Origin of the sequence: Paenibacillus sp. FSL F4-0097 (assembly GCF_038593125.1) — a bacterium.
Classification (GTDB): Bacteria; Bacillota; Bacilli; order Paenibacillales; family Paenibacillaceae; genus Paenibacillus_AQ; species Paenibacillus_AQ odorifer.
In genome coordinates, this window is sequence record NZ_CP151965.1 from 315,545 (window position 1) to 333,298 (window position 17,754).

Here is a 17,754-nt window from a genome sequence, read left to right on the forward strand (position 1 = left end):
GACATCATGACGGAACGGCTATTGTCTGTTGAGAATTTGAAGGTTTCCTTCCAAACTCGAGATGGGGAGAATCAGGCAGTTCGTGGCGTTAGCTTTCATATAGATGCTGGAGAAACGGTAGGGATTGTTGGTGAATCCGGAAGCGGGAAAAGTGTAACTGCGAAGGCGATTATGTCGTTGATTACACCTCCGGGTAAAATTATCGCTGGAAATATCAATTTTCGTGGTGAGAATTTATCTAACCTTTCGGAAAAAGAGTGGAGAAAACTGCGTGGCAACCGCATAGCGATGGTGTTTCAGGATCCCATGACCTCTCTTAATCCTGTGAAAAAAATCGGCCAGCAGCTTACGGAGGTCATCCGGCGGCATCGCGGCTTAAATAAGGAAGAAGCGTTCAAAGAAGCAGCAAGTATCCTGCGGCAGGTGGGTATAAATAATCCTGAGCAGCGGCTGCAGCAGTATCCGCATGAATTCAGCGGCGGGATGCGGCAGCGGGTCATGATCGCCATGGCTCTTTCCTGCCAGCCAGAGCTATTGATTGCGGATGAGCCGACAACTGCGCTTGATGTAACGATACAGGCCCAAATTCTTGAACTTTTTAAAGAGCTAAAAAATAATACCAGTACAGCTATAGCACTGATCACCCATGATTTGGGTGTGGTGGCTCAGGTATGTACACGGGTTATCGTAATGTATGGTGGACTAGTGATGGAGGAAGGTACGGTGGAGGATATTTTTTACCGCCCACAGCATCCTTACACGAAAGGTCTGCTTCGCTCGATTCCGAAACGTGACGGCAAATCGCGTGAACGTCTAATTCCAATCGAAGGCACACCTCCGGATTTGTTGAATCCTCCTTCTGGCTGTCCCTTTATGGAGCGTTGCCCTAATGCTTTTGCCCGTTGCAGCGAACGTCCTCCGGTAATCGAATTATCGCCCGGTCACCGTTCGATGTGCTGGTTAGCAGATGGTGTGCAGGAGACTCCAGCCGTAGCTGGCGTTGAAGGGAGCGGTTCGGTTGAGTGACAATAAGATTCTAGTGGACGTAAATAATCTCAAAAAACATTTCTCCAAAGGTAAGGATATGTGGGGACGCGATACATCGGTGCTTAAGGCAGTAGATGGCGTAAGCTTTCAGATTCGTCAGGGAGAGACCTTTGGGCTGGTTGGAGAGTCAGGAAGCGGCAAGTCCACGGTTGGACGCTGCTTGCTGCGCTTATATGATTACACAGACGGTGAAGTGTCTTTTGACGGGCAGCCGCTGAGCAAGCTTGGAGAGAAGCAGTTAAAACCTTTTCGCAGACGCATTCAGTCGATCTTCCAAGATCCCTATTCTTCACTTAATCCAAGCTTAAATGTGCTTGATCTGATCAGTGAGCCTATGAAAATCCACGGCATCCACGAAGGTGAAGAACGCAAAGAAGCTGTTGCGGCATTGCTGGAAAAGGTAGGTTTAAAAAGAGAACATCTCTACCGCTTCCCGCATGAATTCAGCGGTGGACAACGCCAGCGGATTTCGATTGCCAGAGCATTGTCCGTAAGACCTGAGTTTGTCGTGTGTGATGAGCCGATCTCAGCGCTGGACGTGTCTGTCCAGGCCCAGGTAGTGAACATGCTGGAGGATTTGCAGTCCGAATTTGGCTTGACCTATCTCTTTGTCGCACATGATCTGTCGATGGTACGGCATATTTCTGACCGGATCGGCGTGATGTATGGCGGTCGACTAGTAGAGGTAGCCGAAAGTGATGAGCTGTACGATAATCCTATTCATCCTTATACAAAGGCGCTGCTGTCTTCCATCTTGGAGACGGATCCCCGGCGGGCCAATCAGAGAATTATTTTAGACGGATACTCGCAAGAGTACGGCAGAGCTGAGACTTCTACACTACAGGAAGTAAGCCCGGGCCATTATGTTGCTTATGATTTTACGGTATGATTAGACTCTATATATAGATTGGGAGGGATCAGAATGTCAGAGAACTTAAACCGGGTAAAGTTATCCCAGTGGGATGCGTTATTGGTGGAATCACTCCGCTCCTTGGGGTGGTCTGATGAGGATATTCTTCGTAAAGTGGCAGAGGGCGATTTGCCCGTTGACGAGAGCGAATACCAATTTGATTATAAGCAGCTGACCGCGTTGCAGTCAGAGCAGCCGGAGTTGTTCGGGCAAGCGGTGAAGACAGGCTATCAGATCAAATACAATACGATTCGTGGGATTCGCAGCTGGATATGGGTAGCTCTGGGCAAAGAAGCGGCTCTGGAGCTTGAGGAAGGTAAAGAAGCCGCTGAGGTGGCTTTAACCTTGGCCGAGAAGGAACGTTTGGCCTCTGTGTTGTCCTTCGGTTGGCAGATCGAGAGCGATACGAAGGCAGCGGATGGAGATACAGCTGTCTACCGGATTGCGCCCATTGGACGATAAGCTGAATAGCTACAGTAAAAAACGATTGTTGCGGGGAAGGACTCCCTGTGCACAATCGTTTTTTTTGTTATATTTCTCGCTTAAATGCTTATCATTAATATACGCTTACCGCTGGGTAAGCTACCTCATATTGTGCAGCCTCAATCCAGCTTCCTGTCTTAAAATCTCTGCCCCGGACAAGCACTTTATCGCTATACACTTCCACATAGAAGCCTTGGCTGCCCGTCTTATGTTTATCTTCATTAGTCCAAAGATAGGCGACAGAAGCAGCATTAAACATCGTTGCGATCTCTCCATGGCCAGGGAACATAGTGTTGTTTACCTCCAGCTCCCAATGGGTATGTCCAGTGAATAACAAGGTCTGGGGATATCTCGACAGAATTTCTTTTAATTCCTTATCTTGTGTGACACCATACCAATCTTGCGATTCCAGTGATCCGGCTACGGTGTCTTTAAGCGGTTGATGCAGGAAGAGAAAGATAGGCTGCTCTGGTGAAGCTTGCTCTCCAAGCTTATGCTCCAGCCAATCAAGCTGCTCAGAGGAGAGATCACAGAACTTGGGCAATCCTTGCTCCGTCCCTAGCAAAATAAAATGATAGCCATTGATCCAGTGATCATGATAGGGTCCGGACATTCCGGTCTGTGACGTATACATTCCTAAACGTGATTCCCAATTTCCGAGCCCCACATCATGATTGCCTAAGGTAAAGGTAATCTCGGGCAGGTCGGTTTTATATTGTTTGAGGATACGAAGCATTTCTTCGTATTCAGCAGGGAAGCCGTGGTCTGTGACATCACCGATATGCATAATCCCGCTGCTGCCTTCCCCATGCGCTGCTATATCACGGAGTGCCAGCTCGAAGTTAAGATTGTACTCATGATTGCGGTCAGCAGTGACATGGGTATCCGTAATGATCTGAAAGGTGATAACTGGTTTATCTTCAGGTGATGTGTTCGTACTCATGTTTGGGCATCCTCCTTCATCTATGAACCTATCCAATACTGTTGCTGTTCGCTAATGCGTCTTGCCGCTAATGTTCAGTCCTATGATCCCGACAATGATGACGGCTATCCATAGTAGTGAGGATAGGGTTAGCTTTTCTTCAAAGAACAGGGTTCCTATGAAGGAAATCAGGATGATTCCCGCTCCTGACCATATCGCATAAGCTACGCCTACCTTAATCGAGGTGAGAGCATAATTCAGGGAGGTGAAGCTGGCCCCATAGAACAGGAACATAAGCACGGAAGGCCAGAGCTGGGTGAACCCCTGAGATATTTTCATTGAGATGGTCCCTGAGAGTTCGAACACAATAGCCAGCGTCAGAAACATCCATGCCCACATTCCTTCTATTCTCACAGGGAAGTAACCTCAATTCTGAGCTCAGCATAAGATTGTACAATGAGATCTGCATCCGGGAGAATATGTGTTGAAGCACTAGTACCTTCGCTTTCTGCTAGGCCGATAGCTACCTGTACACCCGCTGCTTTAGCCATTCGCATATCCCCGTTAGTATCGCCGATAACCGCTGTGTACGCGGGTTCCACGGCTAACCTTTTGCAGGCCAACTGCACCATGTCGGGGAAAGGTTTACCCTGATCCACAAGATCTGTTCCAATTACTTCGGAGAAATAATGCCGTATGCCCAGCCATTGGAGATGTTTGTCTGCGGCCTCTGTTTCATCTGCGGTCACCACGGCGAGAGGGATGCCTGCACTCACGCACTCATCAAGAAAACGATGAAGTCCCGGAAGGGTGTGAACAGGGCGTTTCTCTTCTAACATAACATCCGCTTCGAGACGGCATTGATGGACGAGCTCCATGGACTCCGCCCAAGATAAACCTTGCAGATAACCCTGCCATGACAGAATGGCATAAAGATCACTCATAGTCCCCATAGCCAGCGGTCCGTTGCGATCATAATCGGTAATGCTCCCCTGGGCATTGTGTATAGTTCCCATTAATGCAGGGAGCTGCTCTTCTGCAATCTGTAGTCCTTTTTCCTTCATATACTTCGTGAATCTCTCTAAAAAACATTCGCCCCAGCTGCCCCAGAGGGATACGAACTGGAGCAGCGTACCATCCTTATCGAATAGAATAGCTGCTACAGTGTATCTGCCTTGCGGAGTGATGAGCTCAGACATGAAGTCCACCGCCCTTTATTTTAATTTATCAAGCGCTGCTTGTGCCGTTTCTTGTGCTTCCTTAAGTGCTTGTGCTGCTGGGATATTCTCAATTTGCACCTTATCTGCGGCGATTGTCAACGCATCGTTAATTTTGCCGCCAGTTGGGTCTTGGAAAGGTGCAGAACCATGAGAAGCTTGCATCAATGGGACCTTAATCTGTGGATTGCTTTCGCTGAATGACACAAATGCCGGGTCTTGCAATGCGGATTGGCGCACCGAAATATATCCCGTATTAATGGACCAGGACGCAGTATTCTCAGCATTTGTGAAGTAGGTTAGCCATTTCATAGCTGCTTCCTTTTCACTGTCGTTAGCTTTGGATAGAATGCCGGCCATAAGTGCTTGGGCTACGGGTTTGCCCTCACCGATCCCTGCCCAGCCTGGCTGCTCCATAGCCGAAACAATGCTGAAGTCCAAGTCGCCCTGATCGCCGCTGGAGCCGGTGTAGCCTGCGGATTGACCCTTCATTACATCGTCAATCGTCTTGTACCAATACTCCCAGCCTTGACCGCCGGAATGAATTCGCATGATCTTATCCTCGTGAATCCACTTGCGGAACAAATCCCAGGTTTCAATCCACTCTTTAGAGTCGACCATAACTTGTTTTCCATCCTCACTAAGGATAGTGCCTCCTTTGCTGAGTACGGCATCAATCATGTTCCCTGAACCCCACATAGGCTCCCAACCATAAAGGGTGGTTTTGCCGCCGTCCTTCACTGTCATTTTCGCAGCTGCGGCAGCTAGATCTTCCCAAGTCTTTAGTGTGCTCGCATCAATCCCATTCTTCTCAAAAACATCTTTGCGATAGTACATGACCTGCGTTGTTCCATACATCGGCAGGAAGTATTGCTTACCATCAACCTGGCCCTGATTTAGAAAGGTTTGGACAAAATCCTCTTTATTAAAATCTGGCTGCAGTGCCATAAGCTCGTCTATCGGAGCGAAATATCCTTTACGGGCCCAATCTACATTGGAGGAGAGAGCAGCCGCAGGCACTTTCCCTGTAGCGATAGCTGCTTGCAGCTTCTGTTCGGTTTCAGTGTAGTCTGCCTGCGCGATACCTTTGACGATGACCTCTTGCTGAGAGGTATTAAATTTCTGAATCAGTGCCTCCATATTCTCACCAAGCTTGCCGCCGAGACCATACCAGAATTCAATCGTTACCGGCGCATTTTGTGTGGGTGCAGCCTCTGTGGAGGGGGAGGAAGAAGCTCCATTTGCCGCTGTAACATTGCCTGTATTCGCATTTCCTCCGCAAGCTGTTAACATTGTAAATCCGGCAACCAAAGACAGGGTGGACAGTCTCTTCAATACGTTCATCATCATTCTCCTCTTATTAAAATAGAATTGTTAGCTTATCCTTTGCTGGAACCAGCGGTCATGTTGACACTTTGCATGATCGTTTTCTGAGCTAGTAGAAATACTAGCAGCAACGGGGCGATGGTGAATGCGCTAGCGGCCATGATCAGCGGCCATTTTAATCCGTAAGCACCTCCTTGAGTAAAGAAACTACGCAGACCCGCCGAGACTAGCTGGAGATTAGGGTCTTTGGTGATCAGCATCGGCCAGAAATAGTTATTGTACTGATCAATGAAGGTGATCAGGGCTAGCACAGCAAAGGAAGAACGTGTAATGGGGACAAGAATGGTCCACAGAATCCGCATATGTGAGGAACCGTCCACTTCTCCAGCCTCCACCAGCTCATGGGGAACCTGAAGGAAGGCCTGGCGAATTAGAAAAATGGAGAAGACACTTACACAGTTGGATAGAATTAATCCGGCATATGAATCCAGTAGATGGAGCTGGGACAATACCAAATATCCGGGAAGATAAACAGCGGTGGCTGGAACCATGTAGCCGAAAAGAATAACGCCTGAGAACAGCCCTCTGAAGCGGAATTTCATATGCGTAAGCGCATAGGCCATCATCCCGGAATTTATTACCTGCAAAATAACAATCGACACAGCGACAAATATGCTATTGCCCATATATCTGAAGAAAGGGGCTTCGTGCCAGGCGGCTGAAAAATTACTCCACAGCGGATCCTTAGGCCAGATTGTGGGCGGAGACTGCCAGATTTCATCATTGGTTTTTAAGGCGCTGGTGACCATCCAATAGAAGGGGAAGGCCATGATCAGTGCAATAGCTGTAAAAAATAGATGGCGGGTCAGCTTGCCCACGCGTACGATCGTTGCATTCATCAGTCGTTCTCCTTTACAGCAGTTGTTATTGATAATGGGTTGTCCGTTTACTAACCTCTAGCGAGACTACGGATAGCAGCATACATATAAATACCAGAACCATTGCGACACTAGAGGCTTCTCCAATCTGGAAGGCTTCAAAAGCAGACTGATAATACATATAGAGCAAGGTGCGTGTTGATCCTGAGGGTCCACCTTGTGTAAGTACGTTAATCTGGTCGTAAGCCTGTAACGCCCCGATGATCTGTACGATGAACAGAAACAGTGTCGTTGGTGAGATAAGCGGTAAGGTAATGCGGATGAACTTTTGAACAGCATTTGCTCCATCCAGTTGAGCAGCTTCCAGCAGATCCGTAGGGACATTGCGTAGTGCTACCAAGTAAAAGATCATCGCCCAGCCTACCGATTTCCATATCGTCACGAGCAGAACGCCGAGCAGCGCCCATTTAGGATCTTGAAGCCAGCCGATTTTTTCTAGACCTAATAGATCAAGTACAGTATTGGCAAGGCCGATTTCGGGTTCATAGATCCAGGACCACACAATGGATACAGCCACGGTCGGCGTGACCCAAGGGGAGAACAGCAATACCTGATAGAGGGTGGAGCCTTTCAGCTTCCCGTTCATCAGGAGTGCTAGTCCAAGTCCGATCAGAATAACGGGCAGCACACTTCCCGCACAGAATAACAGAGTCACTCTAAGTGCTTTATAGAAGGCAGGATTGCTGAACAGATCCAGATAGTTGGTTAGTCCGACAAAGGTTTTCTCGGGGCTCATGAAGTCCCATTCGGTAAAGCTGAGATAAAATACATAAAGTAATGGCGCTAGCCAAAATACAACGAATGGAATCATTGCCGGCAAGGTGAAGAGCACCGGTTTCAACTCCTCTATAAATCTCGAACGTTTCATTATTCTGTCGATACCCCATTCCATCTTCTGTTTTTTGCGGTATAATTCTGAGGAAAGCTCTTCCGTTCAAAAAAAATTGTACACTCATCGAGCAGCTGCGTGGTCAAGTGGACGTAAAGATCGATGCGAGATTATGTAAAAATTTAAGAGATTAGCGCAGGTAGTTGCTATTTTGTGTAAAATAGAAGGGTAGATTATAAGTGGAATGAAGGTGCAGCTATGAAACAGGTAGCCTTTGGTGAAGAGAATAAAGACTTATCTCCACGCGAGCAGCTGCTGCGTCCGATGATCGATGCGATTGCTCAGACGATGGACCTATATGGTGCGAATTATTCATTCGGGCAGCTGTATGGAATTATGTTCTTTGAAGACCGTCCGATGACGCTTGAAGAGATGAAGAATGTGATGAATATGAGCAAGAGTAATATGAGCTATGGGGTCCGTTCTTTGATGGCTTCCAAGATGGTCACTAAGCTGGAGGAGAAGCGGGACCGAAAGGATCTGTATGCAGTGGAAACAGATTTCTTTCAGACCTTTAAGAACTTTTTTGGGATGAAGCTGCAGCGGGAGATTGATGTCATGAAGCAAGCCTTGGACGTTGTCATTCCTGAGCTGGAGGGACTGGTTCAAGCCGTGGATACGTCTGAGGAGGAGCGGCAATTCTGCCTGAAGGATCTGGAGAAGCTGGAGCATGCCGTTCAATATTATCATTGGCTGCAGCAGTTCGTGGACGAGCTTGGGGAAGAGAATTACTTCGCAGATAAGAGAAGGTCCTAGACCGTCTACAATCACATATAGATGTACATAATTGTATATAGATCTCCATTTTTGCGGGGTGTTCCTTAAGCCGGTTCAGGCTTGAGGTTCGCCCTCTTTTTTATGATAAAGAAACAAAAATAAGAAGAAAATGTAACCAATAGCAGGTGGAACTTCCATAAAATATATAGTTACATAGGGACAAGAAATGTTGTTAAGGAGATTCTGAGATTGAAAACGAAAAAAAATATGCTGCTTGTTATCATAGTTCTACTGTTAAGCCTTGCTGCTATTTTGAATACACAACGTGAACCTTCAACAATTACTATTAACGTAAATGGTCAAATGATAAAGACGATAGCTGCCAACCCAGCCTCGTCTGATGATCTTATGATCCCGAAGGCAGTAGCTGAACAGGCACTAAATACACAAATCGGCTGGCAGAAATCCGGACCGCTTCCGAAAGGCATTTACTACAGAGATCAGGTGGCTGTGCTGATGTATCATCATCTTTCCGAGAAGCCCATGCCACAGTTTCCTTGGGTGTTATCGGTTGATCGGTTTGACGATCAAATGAATCTGCTGAAGCAGGAAGGTTTTCATGTGATCACCATGGCGGAATACCGCGAATTTATGCTGAATAACGGCGCAGTTCCGGACAATGCAGTGCTGCTGACCTTTGATGATGGATATGAAAGTTTTTATGAATTGGCGTTCCCCGTTTTGCAAAAATACGGATATACAGCCGTCAATTTTGTTATCGTATCTACAATTGATCACCCAGATCCGAATAGCGTGCCGAAGCTCACTTGGGAGCAAATGCGGGAAATGAAGCATGCTGGGATGGGATTTTATAGTCATACCTATGATTTACACCATTATGGGATTGTGGATGCCGAGGGCGGGCAGCGGCCAGCTGCAAGTGCTTTGTTATATGTTGATGATGAGAACAGGAATGAGATGAATGTTGAATACTACAGCAGAGTTACACGTGATCTGGCCAAGGCGGAGCAAAGGCTGAAAGAAGAATTGGGCAATACGGATTCGGCAATTGCTTTTCCTTATGGGTCCTACAATGACAGATTGCTGGCTGTTTGTGATTCGCTGGGGATTTCACTGACCTTCAAAATTGAGGATGGGATTAACACTAGAGCGGATCGGAATGCCGCACGAATTAACGGGGGAAGTGAGACACTTACCGCTGCGTTGACGCTTGATCAGATGAAGCATATCGATTTGCCCATGGAATTGACCTTGAACAACCAAAAGGTGAATATGGTAAGGAATTCTCCTGAAATGAGGAAGGGAACCTTGATGGTTCCGTTTCATCAATTATGCAAAGATCTGCATATAGATATGAAATATGATCCGAAACGCCGAATCGTTGAATTGACTCATATGGATGCAGGAGCATGAAAAGTGTCACTTTTATTGATGATGAGATTACAAAAAGTGAGTAATTTCGTCATTTTAGGCGAATCACTAGTTGCTATAAGTGAATTCCTTACTGTAGACTATAAACAGAGTACTAATTGGTAGGCGAATGGAGAGAACTGATGGAATTGTTTAAGCGTTATTACGCAAATTTAACGGTCCGGCGTTTTTTGATTTTAGGATTGGTTGCTCTGCTGCTATTCAGCATTAGAGATATGCTTAATTTGGTACTGTTGACGTTTTTGATTGCGTATGTAATGAATAGCTTTCAAGTGCTGCTCACGAAACGCATTAACAAATATGTAGCAGTTAACAGCAAAGTGATTATTGTTATTCTATACCTTGCCTTAATCGCTGTAGTTGTCATAACCCTCGTTAATTATCTGCCTAAGGTTTTCATACAGATTAAACAGTTAACGAATTTTTTGACCAATTTGACCCCTGAGAACATCCCGCAGAATGATATAGTGCAGTATATATTCGCCCAGCTTAAGGATTTGAACTATCAGTCGTACATGAAAGACGGTATTGAATATGTCTTGAAAATAAGCAATTGGGGCACCAGCTTTGTTTTATCAACCATTTTGAGCTTTGTATTTATACTTGAGAAGAACAGGATCGTTAGTTTCACTTCCCGCCTTAAAGAGAGCAAAATTTCTTGGTTCTATGTAGAGCTTGAGTATTTTGGCAGAAAATTTATTTCCTCTTTCGGAAAAGTGATCGAAGCACAAATTCTGATCGCGTTGTTTAATACATGCTTTACGGTGATCGGACTCTGGATTTTAGGTTTTCCTTACCTTTTCGCATTATCCATTATGATCTTCTTGCTCAGTTTAATTCCGGTAGTAGGTTTTGTTATCTCGCTAATCCCACTTTGTATTATTGGTTACAATATTGGTGGCCTAGTCATGACGATATACGTACTGGCAATGATTGCCGTACTGCATTTTGTAGAAGGCTACTTCCTAAATCCTAAACTGATGTCATCCAAAATGAATTTGCCTATGTTCTATACGTTTATCGTGTTGTTATTCTCTGAGCATTATCTCGGGGTATGGGGTCTGATTCTGGGGATTCCGATCTTTGTATTCTTCCTTGATATTCTGGAGATTAATAGAGAGAACAAGATAGGAACTTAGGGATTCTGTTATAAAATAAATATTAAACATACAAAACCCGGCTAAATGGAAGGTCCATCTAGCCGGGTTTTTTGTGTATGTTACAGCGTCGCTGTATGTATTCCCTTAACCGAAGGAAGTATGGACACTATCTGAAACGATGTCCCTCAGCTCCGCTTTATATGCCGCATACTGCTCGGTTGTTATGCTTCCAGCGGCTAACCGTGAATCCAGTTGATCCGTTAGCTGGGCAACTTGTAGATCGATTACAGCTTCAATATCTTGGCCTTGTTCTGATGCAATATCTTGAAGTGACTTACCGTCATATATGGCCTCGTATAGATCCTCGTCCGTTGGCTGGTTAAGTACCTCCAATAATTCGTCTTGATCCGCGACCTCTGCGGTGGACCATTTTACAGGCGAACTTGCATTAGCGGTAAGACTAGTCCAAGCATTTCCAAAAGACATCACTACAACTACCGTTCCGACTATGATCACTCTTTTTATATCCATTAGAGTCCTCTTTTCTTGTTCTGCAATAACTTATCTTGCTTAAGCATCCGTCTAAAGTATCGTTTAAAATGGGTTCTAACTAGTTATATTGTAACCCGTGAAGCTGAACTGAAGCTTAAGCAATATTAAAAATAACCTAAAGATTTAACACGGCTATGATATAGCGATAATACACCACAGGTATACTTTCCAGATGAGCTTCAATGCATATTTATGCATTGAATCACAATCAAACAAATGGGGAGTGTTCGGAGTTTTGAGAATAACAGCAAAAGCTAAACGTTTTCTATCCAGCGTAATTGCCAGCAGTCTGATGTTTGGAATCATGGTTCCAGCAGGATATGCCGAGGAGCAGCAGCTGGAGATGGAGCAGACATCTTCCGAATTAGAGGCGCATTTTGATGAACAGGTTGAGCTCGACACGCTTTTAAGTCAACCGACTGTAATGGCAGATGTGTACGCGGTACCTAACCATCCAGGAGCATTACTGATTACAGAAGTTGTTCCGGATACTAAAAATGTAAAAGGGACAGATGGAACCTCTGTAGATGGTTACGAGTTTGTTGAGATCTACAATAATACGGACAAGCCGGTTAATTTTAAGGATTATTATTTCTTTTATAATGACAAAGATACATGGGCACCTAATGGTGATGCTGTAATACCGGCGCATGGAAATATTGTTTTCTGGATTATGAACGGCAATAATCTGAATGTTCCTACGGAGGATTTCATCAAAAACTTTAGTCCTTCTGCAGCTTTGCAGGAAGGAGTGAATCTGTTCCGGATCAACGGTGGCGGGGGGATGGCTAATACTTCTGCGCGTAATTTACAAATTAAAAGCAATGCAGGAGATACGTTAATTGTTTCTGCTTCCTATGGAAAAGAACAGGTGAAGGAGAATAACGGGATCTTCTATCAATATTTGCAGGCAGATAGCTCTGTTATGAACCTCATGGCGAATTCGGGAACGGTTGTGGCTACGCCTGGAACCGTAGAGGCAGAACAAGTGCCTGAGCTAGTTCCTGGGGACAAGCAGCCAGTGATTGAACATATCGCACAGAGTAGTGTTGATCCAGCCGATCTTCCTATCAGTGCGAAGATTACTAATCTGGAAAGCGGGGCAGATGGATCACTACCCGTAGTGAAGCTACAGTATGGCTCTCCTTCTCAGGTGAAAGATACGGTAATCACCATGACCTCAAAAGGTGGGGACGATTATGCGGCAATGATTCCTGCAGCTGCGCTGGAAGAGCCGGAGCTGCATTACAGCATCCGCGTTAACAATGTGACAGAGAGTTATTCTGTTCATGTGAATCTGCCGGCGTTCGATCCGAACAATGTGCCACCGTTGTTAATCACAGAGCTACTGCCAAACTCGACGAATGTAAAAGGAACGAGCAGCGACGCTTTTGAATTCATTGAGGTCTATAACAATACCGATGCACCAGTTAATTTCAAGGACTACAAGGTCTATTATCGTTATCCTGATAAAGGTAACGCTTCTGATGTGAAGTGGCCTTCGACACCAGAGAACTTTCTGATTCCTGCACAGCAGTCCGTGGTGTTTTGGGTTATTAATAGTGCAAATAGCACTTACACTGCTAATGATTTCAATACAGAATTCAACACAAACTTAATTGAAGGCACCAATCTCTTTTTGATCAAAAGCGATGGTATGGCGAACTCAGGCCGCCGGGCAGTCGTAATCAAAAGTAACACGGAGAAAGAAATTTCCTCCGCGTATTATGATGCAGACCTCACCTACGATGGTGGAGCTAAAGGTGACGATACTAAAGAAAATAAAGCCCTTCTATACAAGTATCCTGTCAATGGACTAAGCAAAATGCTCAAGATCAGTACGGGCTCAGCCGTTCCGTCACCAGGCCATACGGATGTAACACAACTTCCAAACACGCCGATCCATGTGGAGCCGGATACAGAGAAACCATCAGTAGAAGATCTGACGGGCGTAACGGAGATTGACCAGTCGATGGGTCTCGATTTGAAGGCTTTTGCTGATGACAATAAAGCTGTTACTTCTGTGGAGGTTAGAGTATCTTCGGACAAGCAGCCGGAGGCTGTTAGCCACAATCTATCCCAAGACTTCAACGACAGCTTGTATCACTTTAAATTGACCTCTGCTGATTTGATTGGCAGAAATGAAATTCAATATTACTTTGTCGTTTCTGATGGAACGAATGAAACACAATCTCCAGTAATAAAAGTAAAAGTTACAGGAGGACAGGATCAATCCCCACTTCGTTTGAACGTGAAGGAGGGGCAATTGATCAATGGTTCTGTGACCGTAAAAGGAACCTCTGCCACCGCTAAGGCTGATGATTTAGGCTTGAGCATCGACAGTTTGCTACGGGGCAATAACGAGGCATATACTGCCCTTGAGAATGATGCCTACTTTGTATTTGAAGCCAAAAATGTGGACTATTATTTTAAAAATGCCATCACGATGGGACCGGAAGAACTAGGAGATGCCAGTATTCTGTATACCTTTATGGACCCGATTACTACGTATACTACATTGACTTTTCCTATTTCTTCTGCCGCTTTACAAGTGGGCGCGGATAATGTGATTTACATTCGGGCGGGCTCTAAATCATCCCCCTTTGACCCTCGTCCTGAGGAGAATAAGGATGATTTTGAAGTGAAAAATGTTCGTCTCCTGCTGGCAGACGGTACCGAAATTTGGGATCCGGCTTATGCAGAACGTGATAAGGAAATCAAGATGGGGGACAGCGCAGGTAAGCACGAATCCCTCGGCTTCCAGTTCGATCTGAAAGCGGATTTGTTCCGTTCAAAGGCGTATAACTGGAATACTAAAGAAGTACCTGACGGAGAACATAAAGTAACGCTTACCGAAGGTGGAACGAAAGTATCATCAAACGTGATTGTCGATAACACGCCACCATCCATTAAAGCATCGATAGAAGAAGGACAAACTTACCGTGGCAATTTTGAAATTGCTGCTGAAGTTAAGGATACCTATGCGGGTGTAGATAAGGTCAGTGTGAAGCTGGACGGTAATGTCATTGAACTGCCCTATGCTACTTCATCCGGGAAGTTATCCGCTGGGGATCATACGCTTTCTATCACAGCCTTGGATAAGATCGGCAATCAGGCAGAAAAGGTAATTGCATTCCATGTGCCGAATGAGAATCCATTTGCACCACTGCTTATTTCTCCTACGAACTGGGAGACTGCTGTAGGTACTAATCCGACTTTAAAGGTTAAGGTTGAAGATCCTAATCAGGATAAGATAAACGTTACCTTCTTTAGAGGATTCAAGTACGATGCTAACCATCCAGAGCACGGCTTTGCTGGGTTTATAAACGCATCCGATACAGAGCCGCCGAAACAATCCGAACCTGCGGGCGAACAAGCGCTTAGCGGTGACGACTACAGTAAAATAAGTGCGGTGGACGGACAATATTTAATTAATGATGCTGTTGATCAATTCCCTTATCAGCGTTATGAAATTAAGCTGGATGAGTCGGTTAAGGCGTCAGATCGTGTAGATATTGAATGGAGAGGGAATTCGTTGCCGGGACGTAAAGTAAGTCTCTACGCTTGGAGCCCTGCTCAACAAAAATGGGTACAGCTGGATCATTTAATCGCTGGAACAGAGGATTTTGAGCTGAAATCCACGGTTACAGCTGGAGCATATGCTAATGGAAATAGCATTGCTGTAATGGTTCAGGACGAAATTGCTTCTGTAGCTAAGACAGCACCTACAGTAACACAAGATACGTATGACTTCTCTTTTGTATGGATGTCTGATACACAATATTATTCACAGAGCTACCCTTACATTTACCGTAAAAATGTAGAATGGATAGCTGACAACAAAGAGAGCTTGAACCTGAAATATGTAATCCATACAGGAGATGTCGTGGATAAATCCTATCAGGAGTATGAGTGGAAGGAAGCTGACCGGAACATGAAGGTTCTGGAGGAAGCTAACATTCCTTATGGTGTTCTTGCGGGTAATCATGACGTAGGCCATCAAACCGGGGATTACACGAAGTTCTGGGAGTATTTTGGGGAGTGGAGATTCAAGAATATGCCGACCTTCGGTGGCTCTTATGACAACAACAGGGGCCATTACGATTTAGTGTCTGCGAACGGAAATGATTTTGTTATTGTATACATGGGCTGGGGATTGGCTGAGGAAGAAATCGAATGGATGAATGAGATCGTTGCCCGTTATCCAGAGCGTAAAGCGATTCTTTGTCTCCATGAATATTTGCTGGTTTCTAATAACCGTGCACCTATTGCGGATAAGATTTTTGAGATGGTTGTGAAACCTAACAAAAACGTAATCGCAGCACTGTCCGGCCATTATCATGATGCTGAGCTTAAGGTGGACGAGCTGGATGATAACGGTGACGGTATTCCAGACCGCAGTGTCTATCAAATGCTGGCAGATTATCAAGGTGCTGAAGAAGGAGGCCTTGGCTATATCCGTCTGCTTCAGTTCGATGTTGCTAATAACAAACTTCGCGTGAAGACTTATTCGCCTTATTTGGATGATTATAACTACTATGATGAAGACGAATATCCAGGCAAAGATGAGTTCGTTCTGGATCTGGATCTACAGCCTGTGACTAAACGTGTGGCTACCGACTATATCGGAGTCAAGGTTTACAGCGATCAGGAAATTTCGGCCAATCAACAAGTAGAGAGTGGCGCGGAGACTCAGGTCATTTGGAGTAAGCTAAATCCGGATAGCTACTACCAATGGTACACAAAGGTTGAGGATGATCACTCCGGCAGTGTGCTTTCAGATATCTGGGGCTTTTACACTGGAAAAGAGGATGTGACGCCGACACCAGAGGTGACACCAACACCGTCGCCAGAGGTAACGCCGACACCTGAGGTATCGCCATCGCCAGAAGTGACGCCGACACCAACACCTGAGGTGACAACGGCACCTCCAGTAGTTTCACCAGTGCCAATAGTGACTCCAACGCCTACCACCACACCGGTAGCGGAAAAAGGAAACATTGAACTTACATTAGGAAGTAATGGAACGTATACAGCTGATCCGTCAGCCTTGAAGAAGCGGATAGAAGAAGCTGCTACAGGGGGAAGCCTAAAGATTAGCGTAGGCGGAGCCGCTTCGGCTCAAGATCAGATTAGAATTGCTCTTGATGCAGCGAGTATACAACAGGCTATCGGTAAGAAGCTGAACCTGAATATTGTGTCTTCTAACGTTACATTGAGCGTACCGACAAGCTCCTTACCAGCCATCCCGGCAGGCAGTGATCTGCTGCTACTAAGCATTGATATGAGTATGATTTCTGTACAGGCCAATGTCGCTGGAATGGGTCCAGCTAGAGCTACCGTTACGATGAACCTCAGTACATCAGCAGGCGGCAAAGAAACAGCTATCCATCAGCTTAAAGGTACTGTTACGGTTACCTTGACGCTGACTAAGGAACAGCTTGCTAAGCTCGATACGGATTTTGCGGGTGTCTATTATGTAAATGGCAGCACGTTGGAATATTTGGGTGGAGTGTTTAAGGATAATACCGTTACCTTCACAACAAATCACTTTTCCTCCTTTGCGGTGCTGGAATACCATAAGCAATTTAGGGATACTGCTGGCCACTGGGCAGAGTTGTATATTTCCAAGCTGACGGCTAAGCATGTGATTAAAGGGATTGACGATACGCATTATGGACCACAGGCGAATGTAACCCGCGCAGACTTTGTTACACTGGCCATTCGTTCTCTCGGATTGGATGAGGCAAGTGGAGCTATCGCCCAGAGTGCTTTCGCAGATGTATCTAAAGATGCTTATTATGCACAGTCGATAGACAAAGCTGTCCAGCTTGGATTGATCCAAGGCAGTGATGGCAAGTTCCGCCCTAAAGATGCAATTACCCGTGAGGAAGCGGCAGTTGTCTTGCAGAAACTGATGCAGTATAAAGCTGGATCGCAAGCTTCCGTTGCTGCTACTGCAAGCTTCAAGGATATGAATAGCGTATCTGAGTGGGCGAAGCAAGCAGTCATTGATTTACAGGCTAAGGGAATCCTTGACGGCAAGGGCAACAATAACTTTGACCCTCGTGGTAAAGTAACCCGCGCTGAAATCGCAAAACTGTTATATGGAATAATTAATTTATAAGATTGGATGGCAAAGGCAGGCAGAGGTGACTCTGGTCTGCTTTTTGTCATTTTTGGCGTGTAGTCTTCATGTTC

14 protein-coding genes are annotated in these 17,754 nt (G+C 45.5%); 7 read left to right on the top strand and 7 right to left on the bottom strand.

Annotated features, from left to right (window positions below; genetic code table 11):
• Positions 1–6 precede the first annotated feature (6 nt).
• The 3 genes from MHH86_RS01405 to MHH86_RS01415 are packed head-to-tail and all read left to right on the top strand — an operon-like array spanning position 7 to position 2,419.
• The gene (locus MHH86_RS01405; protein WP_076215534.1) at positions 7–1,026 is read left to right on the top strand and encodes an ABC transporter ATP-binding protein; all 1,020 of its coding nucleotides are present in this window, start codon (positions 7–9) and stop codon (positions 1,024–1,026) included.
• On the top strand, positions 1,019–1,936 hold the full coding sequence (locus MHH86_RS01410) for an ATP-binding cassette domain-containing protein (protein ID WP_280513446.1): 918 nt from the start codon (positions 1,019–1,021) through the stop codon (positions 1,934–1,936). The genes MHH86_RS01405 and MHH86_RS01410 overlap by 8 nt, the downstream gene beginning before the upstream one ends.
• A gap of 33 nt (positions 1,937–1,969) precedes the next feature.
• Positions 1,970–2,419 (top strand): hypothetical protein, encoded by a 450-nt coding sequence (locus MHH86_RS01415; RefSeq protein ID WP_036687301.1) that lies wholly within the window; start codon positions 1,970–1,972, stop codon positions 2,417–2,419.
• 94 nt (positions 2,420–2,513) lie between these two features.
• Here the strand turns inward: MHH86_RS01415 and MHH86_RS01420 are convergent, their stop codons facing one another.
• The 6 genes from MHH86_RS01420 to MHH86_RS01445 are packed head-to-tail and all read right to left on the bottom strand — an operon-like array spanning position 2,514 to position 7,735.
• Positions 2,514–3,383 (bottom strand): metallophosphoesterase, encoded by an 870-nt coding sequence (locus MHH86_RS01420; protein ID WP_036687304.1) that lies wholly within the window; start codon positions 3,381–3,383, stop codon positions 2,514–2,516.
• A 51-nt stretch (positions 3,384–3,434) separates the two neighbouring features.
• On the bottom strand, positions 3,435–3,761 hold the full coding sequence (locus MHH86_RS01425; RefSeq protein ID WP_038574002.1) for a multidrug efflux SMR transporter: 327 nt from the start codon (positions 3,759–3,761) through the stop codon (positions 3,435–3,437).
• An 11-nt stretch (positions 3,762–3,772) separates the two neighbouring features.
• Positions 3,773–4,561: an HAD family hydrolase gene (locus MHH86_RS01430; protein WP_036687306.1), complete on the bottom strand. Its 789-nt coding sequence runs from the start codon at positions 4,559–4,561 to the stop codon at positions 3,773–3,775.
• A gap of 15 nt (positions 4,562–4,576) precedes the next feature.
• Positions 4,577–5,923, bottom strand: coding sequence for an ABC transporter substrate-binding protein (locus MHH86_RS01435; protein ID WP_081389413.1), 1,347 nt, complete (start codon positions 5,921–5,923; stop codon positions 4,577–4,579).
• A gap of 35 nt (positions 5,924–5,958) precedes the next feature.
• On the bottom strand, positions 5,959–6,804 hold the full coding sequence (locus MHH86_RS01440; protein ID WP_051491496.1) for a carbohydrate ABC transporter permease: 846 nt from the start codon (positions 6,802–6,804) through the stop codon (positions 5,959–5,961).
• Between the two features lie 25 nt (positions 6,805–6,829).
• Positions 6,830–7,735, bottom strand: a complete 906-nt coding sequence (locus MHH86_RS01445) for a sugar ABC transporter permease (protein WP_212592207.1) — start codon at positions 7,733–7,735, stop codon at positions 6,830–6,832.
• Positions 7,736–7,930: 195 nt separating this feature from the next.
• Between MHH86_RS01445 and MHH86_RS01450 the strand changes: the two genes are divergently transcribed.
• The 3 genes from MHH86_RS01450 to MHH86_RS01460 all read left to right on the top strand — a co-directional run bounded on the left by MHH86_RS01450 (position 7,931) and on the right by MHH86_RS01460 (position 11,040).
• A complete protein-coding gene (locus MHH86_RS01450) occupies positions 7,931–8,488 on the top strand; it encodes a transcriptional regulator (RefSeq protein ID WP_036687313.1) in 558 nt (185 codons plus the stop codon).
• Between the two features lie 210 nt (positions 8,489–8,698).
• On the top strand, positions 8,699–9,883 hold the full coding sequence (locus MHH86_RS01455) for a polysaccharide deacetylase family protein (protein WP_081384015.1): 1,185 nt from the start codon (positions 8,699–8,701) through the stop codon (positions 9,881–9,883).
• A 140-nt stretch (positions 9,884–10,023) separates the two neighbouring features.
• Complete coding sequence (locus tag MHH86_RS01460; RefSeq protein ID WP_076101160.1) at positions 10,024–11,040, top strand: AI-2E family transporter; 1,017 nt, start codon at positions 10,024–10,026, stop codon at positions 11,038–11,040.
• A 105-nt stretch (positions 11,041–11,145) separates the two neighbouring features.
• Here the strand turns inward: MHH86_RS01460 and MHH86_RS01465 are convergent, their stop codons facing one another.
• A complete protein-coding gene (locus tag MHH86_RS01465) occupies positions 11,146–11,532 on the bottom strand; it encodes a hypothetical protein (RefSeq protein WP_038568262.1) in 387 nt (128 codons plus the stop codon).
• Positions 11,533–11,788: 256 nt separating this feature from the next.
• On the opposite strand from MHH86_RS01465, the gene MHH86_RS01470 reads away from it, so the two are divergent.
• Positions 11,789–17,680 carry an S-layer homology domain-containing protein gene (locus MHH86_RS01470; RefSeq protein ID WP_342479602.1) on the top strand — a complete coding sequence of 1,964 codons (5,892 nt, stop codon included), beginning with the start codon at positions 11,789–11,791 and terminating at the stop codon, positions 17,678–17,680.
• Positions 17,681–17,754 lie beyond the last annotated feature (74 nt).